14 protein-coding genes are annotated in these 19,640 nt (G+C 48.3%); 8 read left to right on the forward strand and 6 right to left on the reverse strand.

Annotated elements, in window-relative coordinates; all coding sequences use genetic code 11:
• The 4 genes from BN3912_RS05295 to BN3912_RS05310 all read right to left on the reverse strand — a co-directional run bounded on the left by BN3912_RS05295 (position 1) and on the right by BN3912_RS05310 (position 3,990).
• Complete coding sequence (locus BN3912_RS05295; RefSeq protein ID WP_023984587.1) at positions 1–639, reverse strand: DUF4974 domain-containing protein; 639 nt, start codon at positions 637–639, stop codon at positions 1–3.
• Complete coding sequence (locus tag BN3912_RS05300) at positions 623–1,132, reverse strand: sigma-70 family RNA polymerase sigma factor (RefSeq protein WP_023984586.1); 510 nt, start codon at positions 1,130–1,132, stop codon at positions 623–625. The genes BN3912_RS05295 and BN3912_RS05300 overlap by 17 nt, the downstream gene beginning before the upstream one ends.
• A 248-nt stretch (positions 1,133–1,380) precedes the next feature.
• Complete coding sequence (locus BN3912_RS05305) at positions 1,381–2,838, reverse strand: aminoacyl-histidine dipeptidase (protein WP_023984585.1); 1,458 nt, start codon at positions 2,836–2,838, stop codon at positions 1,381–1,383.
• Between the two features lie 147 nt (positions 2,839–2,985).
• Entirely contained in the window at positions 2,986–3,990 is a 1,005-nt protein-coding gene (locus tag BN3912_RS05310) for a lysylphosphatidylglycerol synthase transmembrane domain-containing protein (protein ID WP_023984584.1), read from the reverse strand.
• Positions 3,991–4,438: 448 nt separating this feature from the next.
• Between BN3912_RS05310 and rsmA the strand changes: the two genes are divergently transcribed.
• The 4 genes from rsmA (at position 4,439) to rsgA (ending at position 7,547) form a co-directional block, all read left to right on the forward strand.
• Positions 4,439–5,248: a 16S rRNA (adenine(1518)-N(6)/adenine(1519)-N(6))-dimethyltransferase RsmA gene (gene rsmA, locus BN3912_RS05315; RefSeq protein ID WP_023984583.1), complete on the forward strand. Its 810-nt coding sequence runs from the start codon at positions 4,439–4,441 to the stop codon at positions 5,246–5,248.
• Positions 5,249–5,372: 124 nt separating this feature from the next.
• The gene (locus tag BN3912_RS05320) at positions 5,373–5,846 is read left to right on the forward strand and encodes a GAF domain-containing protein (RefSeq protein WP_023984582.1); all 474 of its coding nucleotides are present in this window, start codon (positions 5,373–5,375) and stop codon (positions 5,844–5,846) included.
• A 94-nt stretch (positions 5,847–5,940) separates the two neighbouring features.
• Positions 5,941–6,501: a ribosome recycling factor gene (gene frr, locus BN3912_RS05325; RefSeq protein WP_004369821.1), complete on the forward strand. Its 561-nt coding sequence runs from the start codon at positions 5,941–5,943 to the stop codon at positions 6,499–6,501.
• A gap of 113 nt (positions 6,502–6,614) precedes the next feature.
• On the forward strand, positions 6,615–7,547 hold the full coding sequence (gene rsgA, locus BN3912_RS05330) for a ribosome small subunit-dependent GTPase A (protein WP_004369822.1): 933 nt from the start codon (positions 6,615–6,617) through the stop codon (positions 7,545–7,547).
• A 49-nt stretch (positions 7,548–7,596) separates the two neighbouring features.
• Here the strand turns inward: rsgA and BN3912_RS05335 are convergent, their stop codons facing one another.
• A complete protein-coding gene (locus BN3912_RS05335) occupies positions 7,597–9,216 on the reverse strand; it encodes a sialidase family protein (RefSeq protein ID WP_023984581.1) in 1,620 nt (539 codons plus the stop codon).
• Between the two features lie 311 nt (positions 9,217–9,527).
• On the opposite strand from BN3912_RS05335, the gene BN3912_RS05340 reads away from it, so the two are divergent.
• Entirely contained in the window at positions 9,528–15,137 is a 5,610-nt protein-coding gene (locus BN3912_RS05340; protein WP_230204658.1) for an alpha-2-macroglobulin family protein, read from the forward strand.
• 12 nt (positions 15,138–15,149) lie between these two features.
• On the opposite strand, the gene BN3912_RS05345 is transcribed toward BN3912_RS05340, so the two are convergent.
• Positions 15,150–16,076 carry a hydrogen peroxide-inducible genes activator gene (locus tag BN3912_RS05345; RefSeq protein ID WP_016665248.1) on the reverse strand — a complete coding sequence of 309 codons (927 nt, stop codon included), beginning with the start codon at positions 16,074–16,076 and terminating at the stop codon, positions 15,150–15,152.
• A gap of 391 nt (positions 16,077–16,467) precedes the next feature.
• Between BN3912_RS05345 and BN3912_RS05350 the strand changes: the two genes are divergently transcribed.
• From BN3912_RS05350 to ahpF, 3 genes are all read left to right on the forward strand, one after another.
• Positions 16,468–17,169, forward strand: coding sequence for a superoxide dismutase (locus BN3912_RS05350; RefSeq protein ID WP_023984579.1), 702 nt, complete (start codon positions 16,468–16,470; stop codon positions 17,167–17,169).
• A gap of 56 nt (positions 17,170–17,225) precedes the next feature.
• Positions 17,226–17,792 carry an alkyl hydroperoxide reductase subunit C gene (gene ahpC / locus BN3912_RS05355; RefSeq protein ID WP_004369827.1) on the forward strand — a complete coding sequence of 189 codons (567 nt, stop codon included), beginning with the start codon at positions 17,226–17,228 and terminating at the stop codon, positions 17,790–17,792.
• 170 nt (positions 17,793–17,962) lie between these two features.
• Positions 17,963–19,522, forward strand: a complete 1,560-nt coding sequence (ahpF, locus tag BN3912_RS05360) for an alkyl hydroperoxide reductase subunit F (RefSeq protein WP_023984578.1) — start codon at positions 17,963–17,965, stop codon at positions 19,520–19,522.
• Positions 19,523–19,640 lie beyond the last annotated feature (118 nt).

Consider the following 19,640-nt stretch of genomic DNA (forward strand, 5'->3'; position numbering starts at 1 on the left):
TTATTCTACGATGATTGTACGGTCGTTCAACTGTAGGTTCACATGTCGGAAATGATTAAGAACATCTACCACTTGTTCTACGCTGTCTGCCATGTTCCATTCGTAGAAGAGGCGAAGTTTGCGTGCAGATGCATTGTTGTAAACCACTTTCACATTATAATATTGTGCCATTTCGCCGAGCATATCTTCCAAAGGCGTATTCTCGAATGTTTTCGCCGCTACGTGTTCACGGTGTTGCACAGTGCTGTCAGACGTGTTGTTTACGCCGGTTGGGGATGCTGCGTGCTGCTCCTGCTGTGCCGTTGTGGTAGGCCGGTGGGCGCTTTTGCCGATAGGTAATACGATGGCAGCTACTGCCAACCCCGACACTAAGCACACGATGGCGGCGACAGCCGCCGTCTTTCGGCGTTTTGCACGACTGGTTCGGGAGAAGTACATACGTTCGAAATGGCGCCATTCCTGCTCGGTCGATACCGTTGCATGTTGCATCTTGTGCCTGATATAGGCACGTTTTGTCTTTACCATCGTATCGTAAAGAGCACGATATTCATCGTCGCAAAGCATCTCCTGTAACTGTCTGTCGGTGTAAAGCTCGGGATGCTCCGTCATGTGGAGTAATAAATCAATCTTTTTCATCATCTGTATAGGGGCTAAAGTGGGTACGAAGTTTGCGTATAGCTTGTGCAAGATGCTTGTATACAGCGGTACGACTGATGCCCGTTTCGGCAGCTATTTCGTGGTAACGCAGCCCGTGCGAGAAGCGCAGATGCACGATGTTGCGCGTTTGGGGCGTCAGTTCGCGGTCTATATAGGTCAGCATTTCGTCGAGTTGTCGCCCTTCCTGTTCGGGCGGAGTGATATCTGCAGCGGTGTCGAGCGGCAGCAGTCTGCGCATGCGCTCTGCTGTTTTCTTGCGACTGATTATATTCATACACTTGTTGCGCACGCAGACAAGAAGAAAATTTCCGGCACTCTTTTCGTACAAGGGGGTACTGCTTTCGAGCATATCGGCAAATACTTCGCTTGCTGCATCGCGGCTCTCGTCCTCATCATGCAGTAATGTCATCGCCAAAAGGTACATCTTTTGGTAATGTGTATGGAAGAGACGTTCTATTTCTTTCTTATTCCGCATGTATTATTATCTTTCTTATAATACAGACAAAGCGTGTTTTTGCTAACCCCCGATGATATGAAAAATAGATTTATTTTACTTTTTTTCGATGATTGCACGGCATGACTATAGAATTTAGAACATAGGAGTATCGCTCATAGGCATGCCGTGTAATGGGCTTATGGCGTATATGTAATGCAGAAAGGCACGGGTATGGCTGTGCATTCCGTGCCTTTCTTCGGGTGTTGCATGCACTGTTGTGCTGCGGTTTACTTTGCAGGTACGTCTTCAAGAACCTTTTTCATCAGTTCCCAGAACGGTGCTATAGTGCTTATGAGGCAACGTTCCGTGGTGGTATGAGGGCTGCGGATGGTGGGACCGAGCGACACTACGTCTAAGTTAGGATACTTGCCTAAGATGATCGAACACTCCAGTCCGGCATGGTCTACCTGCACAATAGCGTCTTCATGGAACAGTTCTTTGTAGGTTTTAAGTAACTGATGAAGTATTTCGCTGTCGGGGTTAGGGTCCCAACCTCCATAACTTCCCGCCGTTGTAACCTTCATGCCGGCCATGTTGAAGCAGCTTTCGAGCGTCTTCACAATATAATCTTTCATGTCTTCACGCGAGCTTCGTGCCAGTATTTTGACCGTTGCCTTGCCGTTCTCTATATCTATAATGGCAAGATTAGATGAGGTTTCCACTACTTCGGGATAGGAGGGAATCATACGAACCACACCGTTATGGCAGGCATATATGGCATCTATCAGGTTATCTTGTATCTCCACGGGCACTTCGGTCTTGGGTGTATCTACTTCTTCCGCATAAAATTCCACCGTATTTTCTATGCCCTTAAACTCGTCGATGAAGCATTCTTTCCAATCTTCAATGAGCTCTTTCACGCTTTGTACGTTCTCTTTAGGCATGGTAAGCACTACTTCTGCCTTGAACGGAATGGCGTTGCGCATGTTTCCGCCGTGCCATGTAGCGAGCCTTGCCTCGCATTCTTCGATGGCTTCGCGCACGAAACGTACCATAAGTTTGTTGGCATTGGCGCGGCCTTCGTGTATCTCTAAGCCCGAATGACCGCCACGCAGCCCCTTTAGAGTTACCTTTAAAGCGGCGTCTTCCTTATCTGTTTCGGCCTCTTTATAGTCGAGTTCCGCCGTTACATCTATGCCTCCGGCGCTTCCGATGACAAACTTACCCCATGTTTCCGAGTCAAGGTTCATCAGTATATCGCCATTCAGTTCGCCTACAGGTAAGTCGTTAGCGCCATACATGCCCGTTTCTTCATCGGCAGTGATAACGGCTTCTATCGGTCCGTGCCTAAGGTCTTTGGCTTCCATCACCGCCATAATGGCGGCAACCCCTATGCCATCGTCGGCTCCGAGTGTGGTATTGCGGGCTTTTACCCACTCTCCGTCGATGTAAGGTTCTATGGGATCCGTCTCAAAGTTGTGCTTGCTTTCGGGCGACTTCTGCGGTACCATGTCCATATGTGCCTGCAGTAAGATCGTTTTTCGGCCTTCCATGCCTGCTGTAGCGGGCTTCTTCATCACGATGTTGTTACCTGAATCTTTGAAAGCCTGTACACCTGCCTGCTTTGCAAAGTCGAGTAAAAACTGTTGTATCTTATCCAAGTGTCCGGAAGGACGTGGAACTTGCGTCAGCGCATAGAAGTTGCGCCAGATACATTCGGGCTTAAGATTTCTGATTTCGCTCATAGTTGTTGGTTTTAGGGGAGCGGGGAGTGAGGAATGGGGAGTATAGATTAATGCTTTCCGGCCTCCGTGCGGTTCTTCATTCTTTGGCTCCTGTGTTAAACATTTATGTGGATTGTAACTTCTGCAAATAACTAATTTTTTCTTTTGCTATACAGTTTGCATGCTTTTTTCCGTCTGTTTTCGTGTCATAGAGAGTGCTATCCACGCATATACACCGAGCGCTACAACGAGCAAGGTCTGTATGGAATGCACGATAAGCACGAAGTAAAGGGCATCTGTTTCGGCTATGCCGTAGAGAATGAGCATGGTTTTAACGGCGAAATGCCATGGGCCTGCGCCGTTCGGAGTGGGCACAATCACCGCGATGCTGCCCACTATAAAGGTGACTAATGCACAAGATATGCTTAGATGAGAGGTTGCCTCGAAGCAGAAAAAGGTAAGGTAATAGTGTATAAAGTAGCTTCCCCAGATGGCTAAAGTAAAGAAAACAAAGAGCGGAATGTTCTTTATATTCCTTAAAGAGGCAATGCCTTGCCACAGTCCTTGCAGCGTATTCTTCACCTTATTATATAGTGAGAGCCTGCGGAGCAGGTAAACTATCAGGCCTATAGCGGCAGTACCGCAGGCTAAGGTCACGATGTAACCGGTGGTAGTGAACCTATGTAAGATCGAATCCATGCTTGTTCCGGTCTTCTGGAAGAAGGTTGTAAAGACGCTGAACTGTGAAAGAAAGGTCAGTGCAGCAATCAACAACACGAGCAAGGAGTCGATGGCACGCTCGGTAACCACGGTGCCCAGCGCCTTCGGAAACGACACGTTGTCGTAACGTTTGAGCACTCCGCAACGGGCAAACTCGCCTATTCGAGGGATTAGGAGGCTCACCGCGTAGGAAAGAAAGATAGAATTGATGCGCACGGATGCACGGGAGTGTTCGCCTACAGGTTCCAATGTCTGGCGCCACCGCCAGCCTCTGAACATCTGAGCCAGTATGCCGAACGGGAACGAAAGCAGCATCCACGTCCAGTTCATCTCATGAAGAAGCACGTATTCTATGCGCTTAAAGTCGAACCCTCGATACATCCAATAGAGGATAATGCCTCCGAAAAGCAGTGAAAGTCCTATTTTTAAGGCATTATTCGCTATATTCTTCATTTGCGGTACTTGCTTTATATTCTTGCAAAGTTAATGTAATTTAGGCGTAATGCCAAAAATATATCGGCCTTTTTCTGCGTGTTTTCGTTCCGTTTCGTTGACATGTATCAATAAAAATGCCATATTCCGGCCTTTTTACTTCATATTGTTTGCGCACACAGAAATATGTTGTACCTTTGCAACGTCAAAAGAATAATAAGGATAATAAGTAAAAGAAAGGTAATTAGATTATGGTAACATTAATGGTATTTGCCGTTGTAGCAATCATGATTGCACAGGCTATCAATTTGGGAAACAAGATTAACTTGGAAAACAAGTAATCTCAATCCCTCTTAAAAAGAGTATTTTTTAGGTTTAAATATAAGTGGCGGATCGATTAAATATCGGTTCGCCACTTTCTTTTTGCATATTATTTCGTATCTTTGCTACCCGAATAGAAGTTTTGTTTATGAAAACCGTCAGGCCTAAGAAGAACCTCGGTCAGCATTTCCTGACCGATCTAAGCATCGCAAAACGCATTGCAGACACAGTAGACGCCTGCCCTGATATCCCTATACTGGAGATCGGGCCGGGCATGGGAGTGCTTACACAGTTCTTGGTTACCAAGAATCGCGAGGTCAGAGCTGTGGAAATAGACCGCGAGTCGGTAGCTTTTCTGCACGAAAACTACCCGCAATTGCGCGATAAAATCATCGGAGAAGACTTTTTGCGCATGGATTTAAGTACGATATTCGGCGGCCATACGTTCGTTCTTACGGGCAATTATCCTTATGATATCTCCAGTCAAATCTTTTTTAAGATGCTTGAATATCGCCAATTCATACCTTGTTGCACAGGTATGATACAGCGCGAAGTGGCGCAGCGCATTGCTGCGTCGCCGGGAAACAAGCTCAACGGCATCCTTTCGATACTCATTCAGGCGTGGTACAATGTAGAATATCTGTTCACGGTCGATGAAAACGTGTTCGATCCACCGCCCAAAGTGAAGAGCGCGGTCATACGTATGACGCGCAATAACGTAACCGATTTGGGGTGTGATGAGGTGCTCTTCAAGCGGTTGGTCAAGGCTGTATTCAACCAACGCCGTAAGATGTTGCGTGTTAGTCTGCGTCAAATATTCAATCAGACCAAGCCTTCGGCAGCGTTCTATGCACAAGATGTGATGACCAAGCGCCCCGAACAGCTGGGTGTGGCGCAGTTTGTTGCGCTGACGAATATCGTGGCCGAGGAGCTTCAGCGGCTGGGATACAATCGGTAGAGCGGAGAAGTGCGGAAAACAGAGCGGGAAACGGAGCTGCATAACCCCTACTTCTGTCAGGCATAAACGGTGTATTTATTGCCGATAGACCATAGGCATAATAAAGATAAACAAGATATGTAACATGGATAAACAGGAAAAACAAGAAATTTATAATTTGCTTTTGGCGCAGATAAAAGCGCTTGTCGAGGGCGAAACAAACACTGTGGGTGTGCTTGCAAACGTATCTTCAGCGTTGCATCATGCCTTTGATACGTTCTTTTGGACGGGTTTTTATCTGCGACAGGGCGACACGCTGCGCTTGGGACCTTTCCAAGGTACCGTGGCTTGTTATACCATTCCGGTGGGCAAGGGCGTATGCGGAACGGCGTGCAAGGAGGCATCTACCATCGTCGTACCCGATGTAGAAAAGTTCGAGGGGCATATTGCGTGCAGCTCGCAGTCGCGTTCCGAGATTGTTGTTCCGCTGTTCGACGGCAACAGACAGGTAGTCTGTGTGCTCGACATAGACAGTACAGAGCCGGCAGCTTTCGATGATATCGACAGAGAGTGGCTTGAGAAAATCGCCGAAACGGTAGCTTTGTCGCTCTATCGGTAACCGTCTGTTCGCAGAATATTTTTAATTAAACTGTTGCATAGTTGCGGATTATTCTCTAAATTTGTGCTTTAGAACCTAATAAAAACAAAGAAATATGATTGATGTTAAAGCAACATTGAACGACGCGGAGGAACGTATGCAGATGGCATCCATGTACTTGGATGAGTCTCTCTCGCGTATTCGTGCCGGACGTGCCAACGTGGCAATCCTCGATTCCGTAAGAGTTAGTTCCTATGGTTCCATGGTTCCGCTAAATCAGGTGGCCAACGTGTCGGTGCCCGATGCCCGCACTATTGCCATTCGTCCGTGGGACAAGAAAGCCATTAAGGATATTGAAAAGGGCATAATGGACAGCGATGTGGGCATTACACCCGAAAACAATGGCGAGATTATACGCCTTACGATCCCGCAACCTACCGAAGAACGGCGTAAAGAACTGGTAAAACAGTGCAACAAGATCGGCGAGAAAGTAAAGGTAGAGGTGCGCAACGTACGCTCTGAAATTAAGGAAAAGCTGAAGAAAGCCATCAAGGAAGGCCTTTCAGAGGATAATGAGAAGGATGCCGAAGACAGTCTCCAGAAAATTCATGATAAGTATATCAAGAACATAGATGCCCTGCTTGCAGAGAAAACAAAGGAGATAATGACGGTGTAGAGCTGTCAAGTGATAAAATCGGTATGTAGGTTAAGGAGTTAAACCGATAGTTTTCTTCTTGAGAACACAGGTGTCTTAACTCCTTAACTTATTAATATCTTAACTCCTTATCCATGCATGGATTAGTAATCAAGAATACAGGTAGCTGGTACACAGTGCTCACCGACGACGGACAGATTATCGAAAGTAAGATCAAAGGCAACTTTCGTTTGAAAGGTATACGCAGTACCAATCCCGTTTCGGTGGGCGACTTAGTTACGCTAATTGTCAATCGAGAAGGCACAGCCTTTATTTCTTCTATCGACGAACGCCGCAATTATATCATACGGAAGTCGCAAAATCTGTCGAAACAGAGCCATATTATCGCTGCTAATGTAGACCAAGCGTTCCTGTTAGTTACGGTAAGTCATCCCGAAACATCTACCATGTTCATCGATCGTTTCTTGGCTTCGGCCGAGGCATACAGCGTGCCCGTTACGCTCGTATTCAACAAGAAAGACCTTCTGACCGATGATGAACTGCGCTTACAGCAAATGTTGATGACGCTTTACGATACCGTGGGTTATCCGTGTTTTGCGGTTTCAGCAACGACAGGCGAGGGTATCGAGCCCGTCAGAGCGGCCTTACAGGGCAAGATAACCGTGCTTAGCGGTAACAGCGGAGTAGGGAAATCCACGCTTATCAATAGCATCTTGCCCCATGCGAAGCTACGTACAGCCGAGATATCCGATGCACACGACACCGGTATACATACCACCACGTTCAGCGAGATGCTGCCCCTGCCCGAGGGAGGTTATATCATCGACACGCCCGGGATTAAGGGTTTCGGCTCTTTCGATATGGAACCGGAAGAGATAGGCAGCTATTTTAAAGAGATTTTCAGCTTCTCCAAAGATTGTCGTTTCAATAATTGTACGCACACGCACGAGCCGGGTTGCGCCGTCAGACGTGCCGTGGAGGAGCATTATATTGCCGAAAGCCGCTATCAGAGCTACCTTAGTATGCTCGAAGACAAGGAAGGCAATAAATACAGAGAGGCCTACTGACAGCAGCAGGCCTCTCTCGTATATCTGTTATTCAATAGTGCTGTCAGCACTATTCATTTCCTATATTCCCGAAATTTTCTACCTGTTCTTTGGTCAGCACCACGAAGTTGATCGTATGTCCGCAGCCCTGATTTGAATTGTCTTCATAAAGTACGGCGAGCGAACCGTCGTTCAAAACCTCCATAGTAGAGTATGAAGCATCGCCGGGCTGTATGTTGAATACCTCTGTCCACGTGTTTCCTTCGTCGTGACTTTTATAAATAGTAAGGTTCTTGCGCCTTTCCGATTTCAGTATCGAGTGCAGCATCATGTCGCGTTTGCCGTTTCCGTCGATATTACGGGTATAATATATGATGTCTGCATTGCAATCTGCGCCCCATAGCGTATTGCTGCGCCACTGACGGTTCCACTGTCTACCGTCGGCAGAACCCTTGTTAAAGCCCCTGAACCCATGCTGTCGCACCGATGCAAGCAGCGTGCCGTCGTTTTTTTCTATGAGTTTAGCCTCGTTGGCACGGTCGTATACCAGCGTTGGACCGAGCTTCCAGCTGCGTCCTTCGTCCGTAGATTTCAATAAGAAATTCTTTTCGTGTCCGTTAGGTTCGGTTATGCAGTCGCATAGAAACATCACATCGCCCCGCCGTGTGGTCAGTCCTTTGCCCGAAGACACAAAGACTGCGTACATTCCCGTGCCGTTCTTCAGGTCGAAAACCGAGTCGGTAAAGTTGCCGGTCGTTATCTCTACCGGTGCTGTCTGCCACGTAATACCGTTATCAGAACTGCTTTGCATGGCTATATAACGCATACCCTCGAAGAACGATTTCTTGCCTGCACTCATCAAACAGAGTATCTTTCCGCCCGACGTACGTGCGAAAGAAGCGTCTCCGTAGCCGTATCGGCCCTCGGTAAGACTGTCGCCTTGCGCTATAATCAGGGGCTCGCTCCACGTTTTTCCGTTATCCGTACTGCGGCGCACAGCCACGTCTATCTTATGATTACCCAAGTCGTTGCTCTGTTCGTAGCGCCGGTCGATGGCGGTAACGATACTTCCGTCTGCCGCTACAATCATGGCCGGTATGCGATAGTTCTTGCAGCCGAAGCTGTAAGGCGTGTACAGAAACTGCTGCAGGGCGAATATCTTCATGCCATAGTCGGGATCGCCGTCGGTGGGATATACCGTTTTCAGCCTGCCCGTCTGCGTGGTCCGATAGACTAAGGCCGTAATTTTTGCGTCGATATAGTCTTCCAGCGTGGCCCTTGGAGATACGTCTGCCGTGATCCAGAGATACGGTTTATCGCCCGCAGATCGGCATCCGTTAAGGTTAAGCGTCATTTTTCCCTTTTGCGGAAGCACGGTGCAGAGCAATTGTCTGCGTTTTTTTTCGAGCGAATAAAACTCGGCTGTCGCCGTTTGATATACCTTCACGCGGTCGATGTTGCGATGCGTGTTGCCTTTCAGCACCATGTCTATTCGGCTTACCTGCGTATTCCGTGGCATCTTCCCCATGTCTATACATAGCATAACAGCATCCTTATTGCCCCGTCCGGTGGTATGGTAACCTTGTTTAACCGCGGGTTTCGGTTTCTCTGTAGGGGCACCTTGTGTGGGCAATGTATAAACACAACCGCAGATAAGTGCGGCAATCAGCAATGTTATAGGTTTGTTCATTAGTTTTTATATGTAAGCAGTTCTACGGTTACAAAGATACGGAAAAAGATTCGATTATGCCGTTTAATACGGCTAAAATCACAAAATCGGTTCTCTAAAATAGGGGGCTGTGGATGAGGGAATGGTGATGGAAAGCGGATAAGTGATAGCTGTGTTGCAACGATATGGTACATCTGATGGTTTTAGGCATGCACTCTAACGGACTTAAACAGCCTATTTAAGAAAGCCGTTTATAATAAATGGTTTCGCAGGCATTGCCGTTTCGCCGAAAAAGACTATATTTGCAATATCTTTATCAAATGCTATTTATTATGAAAAAGGGCATTCTCGTCGTTGTTATATCCTTTTTGTTGCCATCCTGTTTGCAGGCTCAATCGCTCAAAGCGTTATGGCGCGATGTGCACAGCAGCGCTTCTTTGCACCCGCAAACAGCTGTGGCGAAACTCGAAAAGATAATTGATGCAGCCGAAAAGAAAGGCGCCTACCTCGAACTTTTAAGGGCGGATATTGCCTTAGCCGGCCTGAAAACCGACGTTGCCCCCGATAGTTTGTTGCCGCAACTCAACCGAATAAGGGCGCATGAACTGCTGGTTCGCGACCGTGAACCCGTGGTGGCGTCGCTCTACGAGGCCTATCTCGGCCTTACAGTACCCGATTCCGTGCCTTATTTGCGCATGGCCTTGGAGCGAAAGGAGGCCCTTGCACGGGCGAAAACTACCGATTACAGCAGCGTTGTTTGCTTGAAACAAGGCAGTAAATACTTCGGTAACGACATGTTGAGTGTGGTGGGTTATGCCGTTGGCGATGTGCCCTTGTTGCACGATTACTATGCTCTTCACGGCAATCGGGCGGCAACTATGCTCACCGCCCTCGATGTGTTGCGCGGTCGTTCGTCTGCTGTAGGCGGTTCAGGGCAACGGTCTGCTTATGTTGCATCGCTCGACTCGCTCCTGCATTTGTACGGCGATCTCGAGGTATCTGCCGAGGTTGCCATCGAAAAATATAATGTCTTGGTTCGCAATGCCGACTATACGCGAGCACAACGCGTGGCGTATATCGAAGAAATGTTGGCAAGATATCCGAAATACGAGCGCATGAATATCCTGCGAAATGCCTATCGGGAGCTTATAAACCCTTATGTCAACGTTGATATAAAGGATATCTTGCTCACCTCGAGGGATACTCTAACGCTGAAAGTGGCGCATCGTAACATCGAAAAATTGCGTATTAAGGTGGATCGGATAGACCGATCGACGGCGGAATTGAGCACTTTCGATACGGATTTCGAGGAGAATTGGGGCGATTTGAAGTACAAACGTCGGCATCGGATAGGCAGTGTATCGCAGACGATTACATATTCCGTAACCGACAGAAGTAAGATCGAGCGCGACACGCTGCGCCTTTCGTCGTTGCCCGTAGGCATATATATCATAGAAACAAGTACTTTCCCGAAGACCAAAAAGGCCCGCTGTCTGCTTCATGTAAGCGATATACGCCCCATAGTGGTATCGCTTCCCGACAGTACAGTGCGCATCGCGGTGGTGAATGCCATAACAAGTAAGCCGATAGGTGGTGCGAAAATAAAGATCGAAGACGGCGAAACGCTGTATTGCAATGCGCAAGGAGAGGTAACGCATCGTGTAAAAGACGACGAATGTGCTTACGCCTATACCGATTACGACAGGGCTTGTACGTTCGTAAATCTCTCTGAAGCGCTGATAGATGATGGGAATGAAGAAGATACAACGTATGTAAAGAACGTGTTGACCGACCGTACAGTCTATCGCCCCGGGCAGACTGTCCATGCTGCAGCCACGGTTTTTCGGCGTAAAGACGACCGTGTGACGATCGATAGCGGTAAGGATATCACTTTCAGACTGCACGATCCGCAGCGCAAGGTTATCGATTCGCTTACGGTAAAAGTCGATTCGTATGGCACAGGTACGGCAGATTTCCGCCTTCCTGCACGCCTGTTGAACGGTAGTTATAGGGTTGAAGTAGACGGAGAGTCGTGCTATATTCGTGTAGAAGAGTACAAGCGTCCCACGTTCAGCGTAACGGTTCCCGATATAGAAACACGCTACAAGGCCGGCGACACGTTGCATTTGGCGTGCAAGGCTACCGCTCTGATGGGCGAAGGTTTGAGCGGTGCTGCCGTTGAATGCAAGGTTTCGTTCAATTCTTATTCCTATCCGTCGGACTTTCCCGATACTACTTTCGTGCTTACAACCGATGCCAAAGGCGTTTTCATGCTCGATCTGCCGCTGCCGAAGATAGTAAAAAAGGGTTCTAAAGGTTATTCTTTACGCTTGAATGCAACGGTAACAGACCGTGCAGGCGAGAGCCAAACGGCAGATAAATATATCAGTGTGGGCTGTAAGGCTGTGCAGTTGTCGGCACCGTATGCCGACTATGTGCCCCGCGACAGCATGAAGCATCTGCCGTTCTTTGCACGAAATAACATGAAAAAAGAATTGGATGCCACCGTTAGATATTGGCTGAAAGGCTACGAGGAGCAGGTTTATACGGCAAAAAGCGGCAGGCCTGCGGGGTTTGTGATGCCCGCCTCGTTGCCTAACGGGCGATATACGTTTGTGATAACCTGCGAAGACGATACTATCGAACGGTCTTATATCGTTTATAATCCGGAGGATCGACGCCCGCCGGCCTATGTGGATAGCTGGGTTATATGCCCCTACAATGTGTTCGACAGGGAGGGAAAAGAACCGTTGAAAATACATTTCGGCACTTCTCAACGCGATGTGCACATGGTTTACACCGTAGCAACGGCCGACTCGGTGCTTGAGTGTAGCACCGTCGAATTGAGCGATAGCATCGTTACACGCGAGTTCTATTACCGCAAGGAGTACGGTCGGGGCCTCATGGTTTCGTGGGCTTGGTACAAAAACGGTGTGTTCTACCATGAACAGGCGGAGCTCATAAAACCGCTGCCCGATAGCTATTTGAACTTGAAGTGGAACACCTTCCGCGATCGTTTGCAGCCCGGAAGCAAGGAACAGTGGCAGCTTACCGTGACTACTGCCGACGGGAAACCGGCCCATGCGCGGCTCATAGCGGCGATGTACGATAAGTCTTTGGATTATATTGACCGCAACGATTGGTACTTTAATACCGGTATAAGTCGAGAACTGCCGCAATATGAGTTTGCTACACCTAATAACTATAGTTGGCAAACTGTGGGCTCGTCGGTGATAAAAAGGCTTCCGGAGCCTGCTTTCAGGTCTGCCTGTCTCGATTTGGGAAACGGTTTGTGGGGCATGAAAGTGAGTGGTAAGGTGGTTACCGACGAGGGATATCCCGTTATCGGGTGCAGTGTAAGAACCGAAGGCAGTGCCTCTTACGGTGTTGTTACCGATATCGGCGGCAATTATACGATAGTCGTACCTTTGGGAAAAAGGCTTGTTTACAGTTACATAGGTTATAAAAAAGAAGTGCGGATGGTTACTTCGAGGGTGATGAACGTAACGCTTACCGACGACGATCGGTCGCTCAATGAGGTGATAGTTACGGGGTATGGAACAGCAAAGAAGTGTGCCTTGACGGGCAGTGTGGCCGGTGTAACGGTTCGAGGTGCTGCATCTGTAAAATATACAGCGCCCGTTATCAAGAGGGATGCAGCCCTTTATGGCGCGCTGGCTCCCAAAGATGATTTCTTTATACCTGCGGATAACCGGAAACAGGCATCGGCTGCGCTGCTGCCGGTGCGTAAGAATATGGCCGAAACGGCTTTCTTCTATCCGCGACTAACCACCGACGAAAAGGGGCAAGTAGGTATTTCTTTCACCCTTCCGGAGAGCATCACGGCGTGGCGTTTTATGGGGCAAGCCCACACACGCGATATGAAAAACGGCTTTATAGAGGCCGAAGCGGTGGCGAAGAAAGCACTGATGGTGCAGCCGAACCTACCGCGTTTCGTGCGTACAACCGATAAACTGACCATACAGGCACGCCTTTTTAATACGACGGAAGTCGATCTGCGGGGCACAGGCACACTGTTTTTACTCGATCCGGAGACCGAACGACCGATTTACAGCAGGCAGGTGTCGTTCCAAGCAGTGCCGGACAGCAGCGTTACACTAACCTTTCCGAGCATAGATATGGCCCGCATAGAGCCCTCGAAAGCATTGTTATACATCTGTAAAGTGGTGGTTTCGGCGGGGAATATGAGTGATGGAGAGCAGCATTACCTGCCGGTTTTGCCCGACGTGGAGCAGGTATTGCGCACTATTCCGTTCACTCAAACGGCGAAAGGCACCGAACGTATCGACATCAGTCGGCTATTCCCGAGGGGTTCTACAGGCAGGAAACTAACCGTAGAATACGTGGATAATCCTGCTTGGATGATGCTCGAAGCCCTTCATGCCTATGCTCATCCGTATGATGATTGTGCTGTTTGCCAGAGTATAGCTTACTACTCGCAGTGCTTGGCAGCGCATATATTGGCGTCGTCTCCCGCGATTAAGGCCACTATAGAGACTTGCAGGCGCGATACATCGGCACTCCGCGGATTGAAGAGCAAACTTGCACAAAACGAAGAACTGAAGAGTATCATGCTCGAAGAGACTCCTTGGAACGTTTCGGCAGACACTGAAACAGAGCAAAAGCGGCAGCTTGTCGACTTTTTCGATACCGAATTGCTCGCCGAAAAGATGAATACAGCCATCTCGAAGCTACTCCATTTGCAGAATACAGACGGCTCTTGGAGCTGGTTCAAAGGCATGAAAGGCAATCGATACATAACGGAAACCGTTACCGAAGTGCTTGTGCGTTTGAACAATATGGTGGGTATGCGCCCGCAAACCAAGCATATGATTGACCGAGCATTTGCCTATTTGAGCCGACAGGAGGCCGATATGGAATACCTGTACCTATGTGCTCTTGACGACAGACAGCCTGCGGATAAGGGTAAGAAGGGCAAAAGAAAGTTGCTGAACGATGCGGAGAAGACCGCTGAAAGTATGACTATTTTGCAACGGGCGCTCACTGCAATCGTCATGCAGAAAGAAAATACGGCACATAGCAGGGCCGTGGCACGCCGTTTGGTGGAGAGTATAAAGCAGTATTCCGTATATGATAAGGCGAAAGGACGCTACTTCGATACCCGACGAGCGGGCTACTCGTGGCTCGATTACAAAATACCTACGCAGGTTGCAGCCATAGAAGCGCTGCGATTGATTACCCCTGAAGACACGCAAACCATTACGGAGATACAGCTTTGGTTGTTGCAGGAAAAGCGTTCGCAGTACTGGCTGACGGCGATAAACAGTGCAGCTGCCGTGTACGCATTCCTCTCGGACAGCACTTCTTTCGTGCAACCGACGGCGAAAGACGATGCCCCCGTGCTCCGTATAGATGGTAAGCAGCTGCGTATGCCGCAGGCAACAGCGGGCTTAGGATATGCAAAAATCACGGTTACACCTGCCGGAGAACGCCTGTTTACGGCCGAAAAGAAGACGAAGATTGTCTCTTGGGGAGCGTTATATGCACAGTATTTGCAAAAAACATCGGATATACAACGGTCGGGGAGCGAACTTTCGGTAACGCGACAGATTATACCTGTGAAGCCCGGACCATTGAAAGTGGGCAGCAAGGTGAGGGTAAGAATAACGTTAAAAGCGGCACGCGACCTCGACTTTGTGCAGGTGATAGACAAACGTGCGGCCTGCATGGAGCCCGTAGACCAAAGGAGCGGTTACGACGGAACCTACTATTGCAGCAACAAGGACTGTGCTACGGCATATTACATCAGCATGCTCAGCAAGGGTACTCACACGATAGAAAAGGAATATTACTTGGATAGGAGCGGCACATATACCCTCGGCAGTGTAACCGCCCAGTGTGCCTATGCCCCCGAGTATGCTGCTACGGAGCGGGCAGGCGCCATGATTACCGTAGAATAACATGGCGAACGATTACACCCGTTGCTGCGTCTGTTTCAGTTGGAGCATATCGGCAGGCACGGCTTGTTTTATCTCTTCGACGATCAGACCGAGCAACGAAGTGCGGATAAAGTTCTTTCCGGTAACCATAATTATCTCGCGCGTGGGGATCGGAAGGGCAAACGGTCGCACGAGTTTGCGCTGAACGTCGGTGAGTTGCAGTAGAGATAACTCCGGTATAAAGGTAACCCCTTTGCCGCTCTCTACCATTCTCATGAAGGTTTCGATACTGCCTAACGAGTATGCACGCTTGCTCTGCATGGCTCCTTTGAGGTCGCAAAACCTCACAAGTTGGTCGCGCAAGCAGTGTCCTTCGTCGAGTAACCACAGATATTCGCCCTTCAGATCGGCGGTACGTATTGTTTTATTGTCGAATAGAGCATCGCCCTGTGCCACGTAGGCGAAGAACTGTTCGTAGAAAACGGTGGTACTGTCGAAGTCGCCAAGCCCGTCTACCTTTGCTATGATGCCCGCATCGATGTCGCCGTGGTGCAGTGCATGCTTGATATCCTCGGTCTTCATCTCCGTTACACGTACGTCCATATCGGGATATTTCTTCATCAACTGCGGGAAGAAGCGCGGAATAAGATAAGGAGCAATGGTGGGTAAGATGCCTATATTGAATGTTCCGAGCAGCGAGTGCTTAGTTTCTTCTACCGTTTCGCGCAGCTCTCGTGCCTCTACAAGTACCTTCCACGCCTGATCGATGATAAGTTTACCGGCGGGAGTCGGCAGTATAGGCTGCTTACGTCGGTCGAATATCTTCACTCCGAGTTCCTCCTCCAGCTTCTGTATCATAGAACTAAGCGTGGGTTGTGTTATGTTACAGTTGTCTGCAGCCTTGGCAAAATGCTTGTATCTGTATACTGCAATGACGTATTCCAATTGTTGTAGTGTCATGATGCTATAGAGTTTAGATGTAAAAATAGTACGAACGAGCACGATGAAAACTATCTTTCAGATTGCCGGATGTGGTCTATTTTTTGCAAAGGTAGGCTTTTTTTGCCATATTCTCGCAATGTTCTTGTCGAATATTCCGCATATCTGTCCGGAACAGATGTATTGTCTGTCGTTGATATATATACCATCTGTCGGACATAGACGGGCTGTATAAAAAAATAATGCACGGCAGATTATTTTTACAGGACAATGTTCTTGAACCCCTTATGCTTACGGTTATTGTAACGAGATGATAGATTTTTTCAATGAAGTTATAGTTTTTATCTGTTGCGGAAGGAAGATGTTCTGCCTATCTTTGCATCAGAAATCAGAACAACAAACATAAAACAGTATGATAATACAAATGCCCCCGATGCCTTACATGGAGCAGGCGACAGCGCCAAAAGGGGATTTTTATTTAATAAAAAAGGAAGATAACAGAGTTATTAATGCTAAATACGACAAGAATATGAAAGTAGAAATGCCAGTACTGCCTTATGCAGCAAACGCTTTAGAGCCCGTAATCAGCGAACAGACCATCAATTTTCATTACGGAAAACATCTGCAGAATTACGTTAACGCCCTTGCCAATCTGGTGAAGGGCACAGAGTTTGAAGACAAAAGTGTAGAGGATATCGTGGTTAGTGCGCCCGATGGTCCCATCTTTAACAATGCCGGACAAACGCTGAACCATGCACTTTACTTCGGTCAGTTTATGGCCCCGCAGAAGAATAACGTACCTCAAGGCAAGATAGCCGAGGCGATTAATGCCGCTTTCGGTAGCTTCGATGAGTTCAAGAAGCAGTTTTCACAGGCGGCAGCCACACTCTTCGGCTCGGGTTGGGCATGGCTCTCGCAGGACAAGGAGGGCAAACTTGTTATCACGAAAGAACCGAATGCGGGCAATCCGTTGCGCCACGGAAACAATCCACTCTTAGGTCTTGACGTGTGGGAGCATGCATATTACTTGGATTACCAGAACCGACGTGTAGACCATATCGCAGCCGTATGGGACATAATCGATTGGAAGGTTGTGGAAAGCCGACTGAAATAAACAAACAACAAGCTACTTAATCAATTATAATTCATTTAATAATCATTCAATAGAATATGGAATCAATCATCAATGCACAGGTACCTGAGTTTAAAGTTCAGGCATTCCAAAACGGAAATTTCAAAACAGTATCGAACGAAGATATTAAAGGCAAATGGGCTATTTTCTTCTTCTATCCGGCAGACTTTACATTCGTATGCCCCACAGAGTTGGAAGATTTGCAAGATAAATACGAGGAATTGAAGTCGATGGGCGTAGAGGTGTTCTCGGTAAGTTGCGACACTCACTTCGTTCACAAGGCATGGCACGACACTTCCGAGCGCATTAAAAAACTGCAATACACCATGCTTGCCGATCCTTTGGCGGTGCTGAGTCGCGGTTTCGGCGTATATAAAGAAGACGAAGGTCTATCATATCGCGGTACTTTCCTTGTAAACCCGGAGGGACAGATCAAGGTTGCAGAGGTGCAAGACAATAGCATTGGCCGCAATGCAGAGGAGCTTTTGCGCAAGGTGGCAGCCGCTCAATTCGTGGCATCTCATGAAGGTGAGGTCTGTCCGGCTAAGTGGAAGCAGGGCAAGGAAACGCTTAAACCGAGCATAGACCTTGTGGGCAAACTCTAAATCAATATAATTTATACAAAGCAGTTCCCTGTCATAGTGTTGTTATCAGCATTCGGGCGGGGAATTTTTTGTTATCTGTATGAACGATTTTTGCAGGCTGTACGGCCGGCAGACGGGAAGAATTGCCGTTACACAGGCTGCAAATTGAATTTATAAAGAGGAAATATAATATGTTAGAACATGATATTTTAGAGCAGGTGAAAGGCGTGTTTGCAGACCTTTCCGCTACGTATGTGTTCGATGCCGCGTACAATCGTGGCAACGAGCATGCCGATGAATTTGTGTCGTTTCTTAGCGATGTGGCTTCTTGTTCGCCCAAACTCTCGTGCTATTTCGCCAAATCGGACGAACAGATGTTGGGTTTCAGGCTGCTGAAAGACGGGAACGATACGGGTATAAGGTTTCGCGGTATTCCCAATGGGCACGAGTTTACGTCGTTGCTCCTTGCGGTTATCAATGCTGACGGTAAGGGGAAGAACCTTCCCGATGAGGCTATAAGGCGGCGAATTGGTGCGATTAAGGGCAACGTAGATATAAAAACCTACGTTTCTCTGACGTGTACGAACTGTCCGGATGTGGTGCAGGCGCTTAATATAATGGCACTCTACAACCCGAATATAAAACATGAAATGGTGGATGGCGCACTGTTTCAAGACGAAATAAACAAGCTGAATATCCAAGGAGTGCCATCTGTATTCGTGAATGGTGAACCGTTTCATACCGGTAGAGGCGATTTGGGAGAGCTTTTATCGAAGCTTGAAGAGCAACAAGGCACAACTGCCGACGAGCACGCAAAGCCTGTGGAGCGTACTTACGATGTGGTGGTACTGGGCGGAGGGCCCGCAGGTACCGCTGCTGCAATATACTCCGCGCGCAAAGGTTTGCGCGTTGCAATGGTGGCAGAGCGTATAGGCGGGCAGGTGAAAGATACCGTAGGCATTGAAAACCTGATATCTGTTCCGCAGACGACCGGTGCGAAATTGGCCGACGACCTGAAGACTCATCTGGGCAATTACCCCGTTGAAGTGTTCGAAAACCGCAGGATCTCGGCCGTTAACCTGAAGGAGAAAATGAAACGCATCAGCGTAAAAGGAGGCGAAGAGTTTATGGCTCCCGCCGTTATCGTTGCCACCGGTGCCGGCTGGAGACGCCTGAATGTAGACGAAGAAGCACGGTATATCGGCCATGGAGTGCACTTCTGTCCGCATTGCGATGGCCCCTTCTACAAGAATAAGCGCGTTGCAGTGGTGGGAGGCGGTAATTCCGGCATCGAAGCAGCTATCGATTTGGCGGGCATTTGCAGTCGTGTAACGGTGCTGGAGTTTGCCGACGAGCTTCGTGCAGACAACGTGTTGCAGGAGAAAGCGCGCAGTATGAAGAACGTAGAGATATTTACTTCGCAGCATACAACGCGCGTTATCGGCGACGGAACCAAGGTGACAGCACTGCAAGTGAAGGATCGTAAGACCGATAAAGAGCGCAAGATAGAGCTCGATGGGGTATTTGTACAGATAGGACTTGTAGCGAATACGGAACCTTTCAGCAACGAATTGCAGCTTACGGAGCGCAGGGAAATACCCGTAGACGAATACTGTAGAACGGCTATAAAGGGTGTTTATGCCGCCGGAGACGTCTCCAACGTGCCCTATAAACAGATTGTAATTGCGATGGGTGAGGGAGCCAAGGCCGCTCTTTCGGCATTCGAAGACCGCATGCGCGGCGTTATTTAATCGCGTAACCTTATGAACAGCCGGCGAAGGTCGGCTTTCCGGTAGGAAAAGACCGGCCGGTTGCTTCAGCTACAGCATAGAAAAAAATGCCTTTTCGGTATTGTCTGTTTATTGATAA

The sequence above is a fragment of the Prevotella phocaeensis genome, from assembly GCF_900065875.1.
GTDB lineage: Bacteria > Bacteroidota > Bacteroidia > Bacteroidales > Bacteroidaceae > Prevotella > Prevotella phocaeensis.